Genomic DNA, 10,858 nt, shown 5'->3' with positions numbered 1-10,858 from the left:
CCACCGGAGAAGTCCTCAGAGAGCTCATCATCGACCCCACCCGCGACTACCAACCACAGCAGAGATGACAAAGGCCCGAACCCACGTTGCGTGGGTTCGGGCCATGCCGATGTCCTGCGACATCACACAGTGCCCGCGACAGGATTCGAACCTACGACCTTCTGCTCCGGAGGCAGACGCTCTATCCACTGAGCTACGCGGGCCGACCACGGAAGTCTAGCAACACCACGCGCCGGGATGACCATCCGTACCGGGCAGGCGGCGCCGGTGTGAGAGGGACCTCACCGCGGCAGCGGCAGCTGGGCCCCGTGCAGGACCGCGGACGGATCCGCGGCGATGCGCAGCCCGCTGGGGTCGGCGCCGGAGCGGACCAGCAGGTCCCCGACGGCGGCGATCATGGCGCCGTTGTCGGTGCACAGCCGCGGCGGCGGGATCCGCAGCTCGACGCCCGCCGCATCGCAGCGCTCCTGCGCCACGGACCGCAGGCGTGCGTTCGCGGCCACGCCGCCGACGATGACCAGGGTGTTCAGCTCCCGCTCGCGGACGGCGCGCAGCGACTTGGTCACCAGCACATCCACCACGGCCTGTTCGAAGGAGGCGGCGATATCGGCGACCGGCACCGGCTCACCGGCGCGCTCGAGGGTCTCGACCGTGCGCGCCACGGCCGTCTTGAGACCCGAGAAGGAGAACGTGAAGGGCGCATCGCCGGGGCGCAGCAGGGCGCGGGGGAAGGAGAAGGCCCCCGGGTCGCCGCCTGCCGCGGCGCGCGAGATGGCGGGCCCGCCGGGGTAGCCCAGGCCGAGCAGTCGGGAGACCTTGTCGAAGGCTTCACCGGCGGCGTCGTCGAGGGTGTCGCCGAGATGCTCGATCGGGTCGCGCACGAGATCGCCGACGGCGAGGATCGAGGTGTGGCCGCCGGAGACGATGAGGATGATGCTGCGCTCGGGCAGCGGCCCGTGCTCGAGGGTGTCCGCGGCAGCGTGACCGGCCAGGTGGTGGACCCCGAACAGCGGCTTGTCCAGGGCCCAGGCGACGGACTTCGCGGCGGCGAGGCCGACGTGGACGGCGGTGGCCAGCCCGGGTCCGGAGGTGACGGCGACGTGGGTGATGTCCTCGGCCTCGACACCGGAGTCGGCGAGGGCGATGCGCAGGGTGGGGACCGCGGCGTCCAGGTGCGCGCGGGCGGCGATCTCGGGGACCACTCCCCCGAACTCGGCGTGCTGGGAGGCGCTGGAGGCGAGTCCCTGACCGAGTAGGACGCCGTCGGAGACGATCCCGAATCCGGTCTCGTCGCAGGACGACTCGACGCCGAGGACGACCGGGGTGCGGCTCACTGCAGCAGCGACATCGGGTTGGAGTAGTTGCCCGCCTCGTCCATCTTCGCGAAGTGGAGATGGCAGCCGGTGGAGCGCCCGGTGGTGCCGACGTAGCCGACGACCTCGCCGGCCTCGACCGTGGCACCGACCGAGGTGTTGAAGCCCTGCAGGTGGTAGTAGCCGGTGATGACCCCGTTGCCGTGGTCGATCTTCACGCGGTTGCCGGAGGCGTGGTGGTACTCGACGGCGACGACGGTCCCGCCCTTCGCGGCGTGGACCGGGGTGCCGCAGCTGGCACCGAAGTCGACGCCGTCGTGGCCCTTGAAGTAGCCCAGCACGGGGTGCATGCGACCGCCGAAGCCGGAGGTGATGGGGCCGCTGACGGGACGGACGTACCCGCTGCTGCCGGCTGTCCCGGCGGAGCTCTCGCTCACCGCGGGTTCGGGCTCGGGGAGCTCCACCTCGATGCCGAGATCCTCTGCGGGCTCCTCGGACGCGGCGTCCTCCTCGGCGGGAGCGGTGCGCTCCTCGCTCCGGCTGGCGCTGTCCTCGTCCGCACGGGTCTCGGCCGCGGCCTGCTGCGCCGAGCCGGCGGCCTCGGCGACCGGGAGGGCGACGGGCGGGGCCTCGGCGGCGGGGCCGGCCTGCTTCGCGGAGTCGCCCTGGCCCCGGGAGCCGGCCTCGGACGCCTGGGACGCGCTCTGGGGCATGTCCTCGTCGACCCCGGCCGCGGCAGCGGCCAGCGGTGCGGCGATCGTGGCGGTCGCGAGTGCTCCGAGCACGCTGACCTTCACCACACCGGCGGGGAGGGTCGCGTCGCGATGAGTACCTCCGATGGCACGGTGCTTGCGCACCGTGGCGCGTCCGTCAGCGCGATGATTCGCCACGTATCTCGACCTGCTTCCAGTACGACTGCACATTCCGGGTTCCTGCGTCTGTCCGAGCGCGACGCCGGACAGGGGAAGTACGCGTCGCCGAACAACCTCCGTCAATCTACGGTCGGACCTGGGCGTGGACGGCTAGGTCAACCGGGTCATTGCCAAGTTTTTGCCCTCACGCCCCAAAGGTTGCCGGCGCTTGACGGGGCGGGCCCGCCACGAGTGGGGCGGAGCACCGCAGGGCAGCGACGCCTCTCGCGCGGATGCCGGAGGATTCCGGTGCCCGAGGATTCCCGAGGATTCAGGCGCTGCGGTCTACAGTGGCGCCATGTCGACCCCGGACCAGGCATCATCCGCTCCCTCCTCGCCCGTGCGCGTGGTGGTGATCGAGGACGAGATGACGATCACCCGCGCCATCGCCGACCGCCTCACCGCGGAGGGCTGGGAGGTCTCCACCGCCTTCGACGGCCCCTCGGGCGTGCGCACGGTCGCCGAGGTGCGCCCGGACGTGGTGGTCCTGGACGTCATGCTGCCCGGCTTCGACGGCCTCGAGGTGTGCCGGCGCATCCAGGCCGACGAACCCGTCCCGGTGCTCATGCTCACCGCCCGGGACGATGAGACCGACATGCTCGTCGGTCTCGGTGTGGGCGCGGACGACTACATGACCAAGCCCTTCTCCATGCGCGAGCTCGCCGCCCGTCTGAAGGCTCTGCTGCGACGGGTGCGCCGCGCCGCGGCGCCGGCGACCACGGAGAGCGAGCAGCAGGTCGCCCTGCAGTTCGGCGACCTCGTCATCGACCGGGCCGGCCGCCGCGTGATGCGGGCGGGCGTGCCCGCCCACCTCACGCCCACCGAGTTCGACCTGCTGCTGTGCCTGGCCAACGCCCCGGGCACGGTGCTGACCCGCGAGCAGCTCCTGGCCGACGTATGGGACTGGGTCGATGCCACCGGCACGCGGACGGTCGACTCCCACGTCAAGGCGCTACGGCGAAAGCTCGGCGCCGATCTGGTCCGCACGGTCCACGGCGTCGGCTACGCGCTGGAGATCCCGGACGACGAGGAGGATCCGGACGGCGGTGACGCCGGGGACGACCGGGACCAGGACTCAGCCGCCGCGGACCCGGCCGACGAGTCCGGACCTGACGAGTCGCACCCGGCATCGTGAGCTCCGAGCACGACGGCGCGGACCCGGGCTCCGCGCACCCGCAGCGCAGACGCGTGCCGGACCGGCTGGATGTGCGCCCGCTGGACAGCTTCCGGTCCTTCAAGGTCAAGCTCGGGGTCCTGGTGGGCGTGGTCGTCACCGCCGCCGCGCTGCTGACCCAGGTCAGCATCCGGGCCGGCATCGAGCCGCTGCTGGCCATCCCGCTGGTCGTGATCGCGGCTCTGGTCGTCACCCAGCTGCTGGCCCGCGGCATGACGTCCCCGCTGCGGGAGATGACCGCCGCCGCCCGGGCCATGGCCCGCGGCGACTACACCCAGCGCATCCGCGCCACCAGCCGGGACGAGGTGGGGCAGCTCGCCTCGGCCTTCTCCACCATGGCCTCGGAGCTGGAGGAGACCGACCGGATGCGACGGGACCTCGTCGCGAACGTCTCCCACGAGCTGCGCACCCCCGTCGCCGGGCTCCGCGCTCAGCTCGAGAACATCGTGGACGGAGTCACCGAGCCGGACCCGGCCGCGCTGTCGGTCGCGCTCACCGAGACCGAGCGCCTCTCCCTCCTGGTCGACCATCTGCTGGACCTCTCGCGGCTGGACGCCGGCGTCGTCGATCTCGACCTCGAGGACATCGAGCTCACCCCGTTCCTGCACGAAGTGGTCGACTCGGCGGCGCTGGCCTCCGGAGGCCGTGACGCGCGGTGGATCGTCGACGTCGAGCCGCCGGATCTGACCGTCACCGCCGATGCCGCTCGCATCCACCAGGTGATCCACAACCTCCTCGAGAACGCGGCGCGGCACTCCCCCGCCGGCGGACGCATCCACATCCGCGCAGCGCCCACCGGCGACGACGCCGGCGTGCGGATCGACGTGCACGACGAAGGACCGGGCATCGCCCGCGAGGACCGCTCGCGCGTGTTCGAGCGGTTCCAGCGCGGCGGCTACGCGGACAGCTCCGGCGGCACCGGCCTGGGACTGGCGATCGCACGGTGGGCCGTCGGGCTCCACGGCGGCACGATCGAGGTGCTCGACGACCCGCGCACCGAGGTCGCCGAGGACGGCCGCTCGTCCCTGATCCGGGTGGTCCTGCCGCGGGTCGGACCGCCGACGTGATGTCACCCACGACCAGGCGGTCAATCTCCCGCAGACCGCGCGAGCGGCCCAATCCATCGGCCCTGCTCCGTTAGGCTGTCAATATCCGCATCACTCGACTGTGAGAAGGCTGGCGATCTCAGAGTGTCACAGCAGACACAGGACTCCGGGACCTCGGAGTTCGGTCCGAATCAATGGCTCGTGGACGCACTCCGCGAGCAGTGGCAGCAAGATCCCTCGAGCGTCGACCCCAGTTGGGCGGAGTACTTCTCCTCCCACCGAGCAGAGACATCACCGGACCCCGCCCCGGAGGCTTCCTCCGGCGCGCCGGAGGAGACCGACTCGTCCCCCTCGAAAGAGGCCGACGAGCGGACGCCGACCGGCGAGGCCGAGCAGCAGCCCCGGCAGGCCGACGAGGCCGAGAGCTCCCCGCCGTCCGACGCCCCCTCCTCCGACGCTCCCACTCCTCCTGCCGCGAGCAACGCGGCACCCTTTCAGTCCGCGAAGGAATCTGCTCCCGTGAACGACGCATCCGCGAAGGACGAACAGAAGAAGCCCGCCGTCTCGACCACGTCGGACCGCCCGGCCAAGATCCCCACCACCACCGCGCAGATCCCCGTGGTCGAGCTGCAGGAGCCGGAGCGGGTCAAGCTGCGCGGCCCGGCCGCTGCCGTCGTGCGCAACATGGACGAGTCGCTCGGGGTGCCGACGGCGACCTCCGTGCGCGACGTGCCGGTGAAGCTGCTGTTCGACAACCGCGTCGTGATCAACAACCACCTCAAGCGCAACCGCGCCGGCAAGGTCTCCTTCACCCACCTCATCGGCTGGGCGATGGTCGAGGCCATCACCGAGGTCAACGACATGAACAACGGGTTCGATGTCGATGAGAAGGGCAAGCCGCTGCTGCTGAAGCGCGAGGACGTCAACTTCGGCCTCGCCATCGACATGCCTCGCCCCGACGGCTCGCGCGGCCTGGTCGTGCCGAACATCAAGGCCGCCCAGCGCTTCGACTTCCTCGGCTTCTGGAAGGCCTACGAGGAAGTGGTGCGCAAGGCCCGCGCCGGCAAGCTGACCATGGAGGACTTCTCGCACACCACGGTGTCGCTGACGAACCCCGGCGGCATCGGCACCGTCCATTCCATCCCGCGGCTCATGCAGGGCCAGGGCACGATCGTCGGCGTCGGCGCGATGGACTACCCCGCCCAGTTCCAGGGAGCCAGCCCGGCCACCCTCGCGGACCTCGCGGTCTCGAAGGTCATGACGCTGACCTCCACCTACGACCACCGGATCATCCAGGGCGCCGCCTCCGGCGAGTTCCTCAAGCTCATGGGTGACAAGCTCCTGGGCAAGGACGGCTTCTACGACCGCGTCTTCGCCTCCCTGCGGCTCCCCTACCAGCCGATCCGCTGGGTGCCGGACAATCCGTTCAAGGATTCCAAGTCCGAGCGTCTCGCGCGGGTCATGGACCTGATCCACTCCTACCGTGTGCGCGGCCATCTGATGGCGGACACCGATCCGCTGCAGTACAAGATCCGCACCCACCCGGATCTCGACGTCGAGACGTACGGGCTGACGCTGTGGGACCTCGACCGCATCTTCCCCACCCGCGGGCTGGGCGGCAAGGACGAGATGACTCTGCGCGAGATCCTCGGGGTCCTGCGCGACGCGTACTGCCGCACCATCGGTGTGGAGTACATGCATATCTCCGATCCGGAGGAGCGCGCCTGGCTGCAGCGGGAGATGGAGACTCCGCGCCGGCCGTTCGACAAGGTCGAGCACACCCACATCATGGAGCGCCTCAACGCCGCCGAGGCGTTCGAGACCTTCCTGCAGACCAAGTTCGTCGGCCAGAAGCGGTTCTCGCTCGAGGGCGGGGAGTCCGTGATCCCGATGCTCGACGCGGTGCTGCACGGCGCCGCGCACGACGACGTCGACGAGGTCTGCATCGGGATGCCCCACCGTGGTCGCCTCAACGTGCTCGCGAACCTGGCCGGCAAGAGCTACGGACAGATCTTCCAGGAGTTCGAGGGCAACTACGGCCAGACCATGGGCTCCGGCGATGTGAAGTACCACCTGGGCACCGAGGGCACCTACACCTCCCACGACGGGGAGCCGACCAAGGTGTATCTCGCGGCGAACCCCTCGCACCTGGAGGCGGTCAATCCCGTTCTCGAGGGCATCACGCGGGCCAAGCAGGACCAGCTCGAGCGCCCCGGGGAGTTCCCGGTGCTGCCCATCCTCCTGCACGGCGACGCGGCCTTCGCCGGCCAGGGCGTGGTCACCGAGACGCTGAACCTCTCGGAGCTGCGCGGATACCGCACCGGCGGCACCATCCACGTGATCATCAACAACCAGATCGGCTTCACGACGCTGCCGGATTCCTCGCGCTCGTCGTTCTATTCCAGCGACGTCGCGAAGTCGACGCAGCTGCCCATCTTCCACGTCAACGGCGATGATCCCGAGGCCTGCGTGCGGGTCGCCGAGATCGCCTTCCGCTACCGCCAGAAGTTCCACCGCGACGTGGTCATCGACATGGTCTGCTACCGCCGCCGCGGTCACAACGAGGGCGACGACCCCTCGATGACGCAGCCGCAGATGTACTCGCTGATCAAGGAGAAGCCCAGCGCCCGCAAGCTGTACATGGAAGCGCTCATCGAACGGGGCGACCTCACCGAGGAGGAGACCGAGGGCCTGGTGCGCAACTTCCAGGAGCACCTGGACGAAGCGTTCGCCTCCACCCGCTCGGGGTCGGACGCCGATCCCGATTCCAGCGTGCAGGGTCTTGATCTGCCCGCCTCGCAGCGCTCGGGAAGCGACCGCGGCCCGGTCCAGACCGCCGTGGACGCCTCCGTGCTCGAGCGCATCGGCGAGGTGCACGGGGCCGTCCCGGACTCCTTCACCGTCCATCCCAAGCTCGGCGCGCTCCTGGCCCGGCGCCAGCAGATGTCCACCCAGGGCGGCGTGGACTGGGCCTACGGTGAGCTGCTCGCGTTCGGGTCGCTGCTGATGGAGGGCCGGCGGGTGCGCCTGACCGGTCAGGACACCCGCCGCGGTACCTTCGTCCAGCGCCACAGCGTGCTCATCGACCACGAGACCGGCGAGACCTGGACGCCGCTGGCGAACCTCTCCGAGGACCAGGCGCGCTTCAACGTCTACGACTCCTCGCTCTCGGAGTTCGCGGCGCTGGGCTTCGAGTACGGCTACTCCGTGGAGAACCCGGAGTCGCTGGTGCTGTGGGAGGCGCAGTTCGGCGATTTCGTCAACGGCGCACAGGTCGTCATCGACGAGTTCATCTCGGCCTCGGAGCAGAAGTGGGGGCAGAACTCCAGCGTCGTGCTGCTGCTGCCCCACGGCTACGAGGGGCAGGGGCCCGACCACTCCTCCGCGCGCATCGAGCGGTTCCTGCAGATGTGCGCCGAGGAGAACCTGCGGGTGGCGATGCCGTCGACCCCGGCCAGCTACTTCCATCTCCTGCGCCGGCAGGCCAAGACCGATCCGCGCAAGCCGCTGATCGTGTTCACGCCGAAGTCGATGCTGCGCAACAAGGCCGCGGTCAGCTCGGTGGAGGACTTCACCACCGGCAGCTTCGAGCCGGTGCTGGCGGATTCCACGGTCGACGCCTCCGGCGTGAGCCGGGTGCTGCTGGCCTCCGGCAAGGTGTACTGGGATCTGGCGGCCCGCCGCGAGAAGGAGGAGCTGACCGATACCGCGATCGTCCGTCTCGAACAGCTCTACCCGCTGCCCACGGAGCAGCTCACCCAGGTGCTGGATGCCTATCCCGAGGCCTCGCTGACGTGGGTCCAGGAGGAGCCGCTGAACCAGGGCGCGTGGGGCTTCATGGCCCTGAACTTCGCCGTCGAGGTGGGGCGCACGCTGAAGGTCGTCGCCCGTCCGGCGTCGGCCTCCCCGGCCACCGGGTCGGCGACGACGCACAAGGAGGAGCAGGAGGACCTGCTCACCCGCGCCTTCGAATCCTGAGCGGCGCCACCGGGCCGCGGGTTCGCCCCCGACCCTCCTCGCCGATACAGTTGACGTTCCCGTCCCTCAGGAGGCCCCGGTGCACACCGTGTCCACATCGACCACCCCGAATTCGGACTGCCGGATCCGGGTCATCGCGCTCGGTGACGAGCTCCTCGCCGGCATCGGCGATGCTCGCGCCCTGGGGTGGCTGGGTCGTGCCGTGGCCAGTGAGCAGGGCGCCGAGAACCGCATCGACGTGTTCACCTCGGCGCTTCCTGGAGAGACCACCGCGGAGCTCGCCGACCGGTGGGACGAGGACGTCAGGCGCCGGATGGACCTCACGGCGCAGGCCGAGGGCAGGGTCGACCACCGCGTCGTCCTGGCCATGGGCCGCGCCGACGTCGAGGCCGGGATCTCCCTGGCCCGTTCCCGGCTGAACCTCGCCAAGATCCTGGACGGCCTGGAGCGACTGCGGATCCCAGCGTTCGTGGTGGGCCCGCCTCCCAGCAGAGACTCCCAGGTCACCGCCACGATCCAGGAGCTCTCCGGCGCGTTCGAGGACGTCTGCTCGCGGCGCCGGATCCCTTATGTGAACACGGTCAGCGGGCTCTCCGGGCACGATCAGTGGGAGTCCGACGTGGCGCGCTCCCCCGGTGACCACCCCGGCCAGACCGGCTACGGGCTGATGGCCTGGCTCGTCCTCCACGGCGGCTTCGGATCCTGGCTGGGCACCTCCTCGTGAGCCTCCGGGCCCGAGCGCTTCCACGGCCGGAGTGACCTCCCCCTCAGCTGTGACCGCCCGGCCGTCGCTGCCCGCCTCGATCAGCGAGGCTGTGGCACAATCGTCGGGTTACCGGGCGAAGGAAGGAGAACGTGATGAGCAAGCGAGGACGCAAGCGCAAGGCTCGCCGCAAGAACAGCGCGAATCACGGCAAGCGCCCCAACAGCTGACCGTGATCGCGCTCGGCGCGAACTGACAGGAGGCCCTTCCCCGTTCGGGGAGGGGCCTCCTGTCGTCTGCGGATGCCGTCGGCGCGGGTCAGCAGTCGGGCAGCTGCCGGCGGGTACTGGTCGTGGTGATGCGCACGCTGGTGCTGCCGTCGGCGTCGGTGGTCCGGGTCACCGAGACGCTGCGGTACTGCACCGCGATCCGCTCGCGCAGGGAGGACGGCGCGCGATCCGCACAGCTGCGGCGCACGAGCTCCTTCATCCGGCGCACCTGCTCCCACTCCTCGGCGCACTCGGGGCAGCCCTCGGTGTGGCGTTCCATCCGTGCCACCACCTCGGGGGGCAGCTCGCCGTCGAGCGCCTCCTCGAGGCCGTAGCGCAGGTCGCGGCGGGGCTGATCGGCGCCGCCGGTCGCGGTCATGTCGTTCTGGGTCATCGTTCCTCCTCCCGATCTCTCGAGCCGGTGGTGTCATCGTCCGCCCCGGCCGCGGCCGAGGGGTCCGCGCGCAGGAAGCCGCTGCGGTAGGCGTAGCCGGAGAGCATGTCGCGCAGCTGGCGGCGTCCCCGGTGCAGCCGGGACATCACGGTCCCGATCGGGGTGTCCATGATCTCGGCGATCTCCTTGTAGGCGAACCCCTCGACATCGGCGAGGTACACCGCCAGCCGGTAGTCCTCGCGCAGTTCGCTGAGGGCGTCCTTGACCGCGGAGTCCGGCAGGTGGTCCAGCGCCTCGGCCTCCGCGGAGCGCAGCCCGCTGCTGGTGTGCGAGGCGACCTCGGCGAGCTGCCAGTCCTCGACGTTCTCGTTCCAGGCCTCCTGGGGGCGGCGCTGCTTCTGACGGTAGGTCGAGATGTAGCTGTTGGTCATGATCCGGTACAGCCACGCGCGCATGTTGGTGCCCGGCGTGAAGCGGTCGCGGGCGCGGAAGGCCTTCATGAAGGTCTCCTGGACGAGGTCCTCCGCGTCGTGCGGGTTGCGCGTCATCCGCAGGGCACCGCCGTACAGGGAGTCCAGATGGGACAGCGCCTCGCTCTCGAAGTCGAAGGCGTCCGCGGCCCCGTCGGGACCGGAGGACTGCGCGAGGCGCTGGGACTGCTCGTCGCCGGCCGCTTCGGGCGCGGTACCGCCGCCGCCCTCAGGCCCCGTGGTGGCGGAGGAGGCGGCCGGGGTCTCCGGGAGGCCCGCGTCGGGGCTCGGGGCGGAATCTGTCTGGATCATTGCCGTCCAACCTACGCCAGAACGGCGGGCAGGGGCCTGTGTGAGCAGTGCAGTCATCGTCCGCCTTCCCTGCGCCGGGGTCGCCTTCGCGCATTGCCTGGTCTGTTGTCGTCTGCTGTCGTCTGTCGTCGCCGGTCGTCGTCTGCTGTCGTGTGTCGATGCCTGCCGTCGTGTGTCGGTATCTGTCGCCGTCCATCGACCGTTGTCGGGGTCCACCGATGTCTACCGATCTGTCGGCTCATCGCTGCCGTGCGGCCACCCGCGGGCCAGCGGCGCGCGTCGGGACCG

Annotated in this window: 9 protein-coding genes and 1 tRNA gene; 5 read left to right on the top strand and 5 right to left on the bottom strand. The window is 70.4% G+C overall.

Translation table 11 applies throughout. From position 1 onward, the window contains the following. Window positions 1–130 precede the first annotated feature (130 nt). From ACFQS2_RS04840 to ACFQS2_RS04830, 3 genes are all read right to left on the bottom strand, one after another. Window positions 131–203, bottom strand: a tRNA-Arg gene (locus ACFQS2_RS04840). A 78-nt stretch (window positions 204–281) separates the two neighbouring features. Further along, window positions 282–1,334 carry a tRNA (adenosine(37)-N6)-threonylcarbamoyltransferase complex transferase subunit TsaD gene (tsaD, locus tag ACFQS2_RS04835; protein ID WP_377792896.1) on the bottom strand — a complete coding sequence of 351 codons (1,053 nt, stop codon included), beginning with the start codon at window positions 1,332–1,334 and terminating at the stop codon, window positions 282–284. Beyond that, a complete protein-coding gene (locus ACFQS2_RS04830; RefSeq protein ID WP_377792895.1) occupies window positions 1,331–2,203 on the bottom strand; it encodes a M23 family metallopeptidase in 873 nt (290 codons plus the stop codon). The genes tsaD and ACFQS2_RS04830 overlap by 4 nt, the downstream gene beginning before the upstream one ends. 319 nt (window positions 2,204–2,522) lie before the next feature. Between ACFQS2_RS04830 and ACFQS2_RS04825 the strand changes: the two genes are divergently transcribed. The 5 genes from ACFQS2_RS04825 (at window position 2,523) to ACFQS2_RS04805 (ending at window position 9,355) form a co-directional block, all read left to right on the top strand. After that, window positions 2,523–3,359: a response regulator transcription factor gene (locus ACFQS2_RS04825; protein WP_377017607.1), complete on the top strand. Its 837-nt coding sequence runs from the start codon at window positions 2,523–2,525 to the stop codon at window positions 3,357–3,359. Then, on the top strand, window positions 3,356–4,465 hold the full coding sequence (locus ACFQS2_RS04820; RefSeq protein WP_377017605.1) for a sensor histidine kinase: 1,110 nt from the start codon (window positions 3,356–3,358) through the stop codon (window positions 4,463–4,465). Before ACFQS2_RS04825 ends, ACFQS2_RS04820 begins: the two co-directional genes overlap by 4 nt. A 123-nt stretch (window positions 4,466–4,588) precedes the next feature. Beyond that, the gene (locus ACFQS2_RS04815; RefSeq protein ID WP_377792894.1) at window positions 4,589–8,422 is read left to right on the top strand and encodes a multifunctional oxoglutarate decarboxylase/oxoglutarate dehydrogenase thiamine pyrophosphate-binding subunit/dihydrolipoyllysine-residue succinyltransferase subunit; all 3,834 of its coding nucleotides are present in this window, start codon (window positions 4,589–4,591) and stop codon (window positions 8,420–8,422) included. Window positions 8,423–8,501: 79 nt separating this feature from the next. After that, on the top strand, window positions 8,502–9,146 hold the full coding sequence (locus ACFQS2_RS04810; RefSeq protein ID WP_377017601.1) for a GDSL-type esterase/lipase family protein: 645 nt from the start codon (window positions 8,502–8,504) through the stop codon (window positions 9,144–9,146). Window positions 9,147–9,280: 134 nt separating this feature from the next. Next, complete coding sequence (locus ACFQS2_RS04805) at window positions 9,281–9,355, top strand: 50S ribosomal protein bL37 (protein ID WP_377017627.1); 75 nt, start codon at window positions 9,281–9,283, stop codon at window positions 9,353–9,355. An 88-nt stretch (window positions 9,356–9,443) separates the two neighbouring features. On the opposite strand, the gene rsrA is transcribed toward ACFQS2_RS04805, so the two are convergent. Together rsrA and ACFQS2_RS04795 are read right to left on the bottom strand one after the other, a co-directional pair. Next, entirely contained in the window at window positions 9,444–9,788 is a 345-nt protein-coding gene (gene rsrA / locus ACFQS2_RS04800; protein WP_377792893.1) for a mycothiol system anti-sigma-R factor, read from the bottom strand. Then, window positions 9,785–10,570, bottom strand: a complete 786-nt coding sequence (locus ACFQS2_RS04795) for a sigma-70 family RNA polymerase sigma factor (protein WP_377792892.1) — start codon at window positions 10,568–10,570, stop codon at window positions 9,785–9,787. Before ACFQS2_RS04795 ends, rsrA begins: the two co-directional genes overlap by 4 nt. Window positions 10,571–10,858: the final 288 nt, after the last annotated feature.

The sequence above is a fragment of the Brachybacterium sp. GCM10030267 genome (genome assembly GCF_042666875.1).
GTDB lineage: Bacteria > Actinomycetota > Actinomycetes > Actinomycetales > Dermabacteraceae > Brachybacterium.
This window is presented reverse-complemented; position numbering and strand designations above follow the sequence as displayed.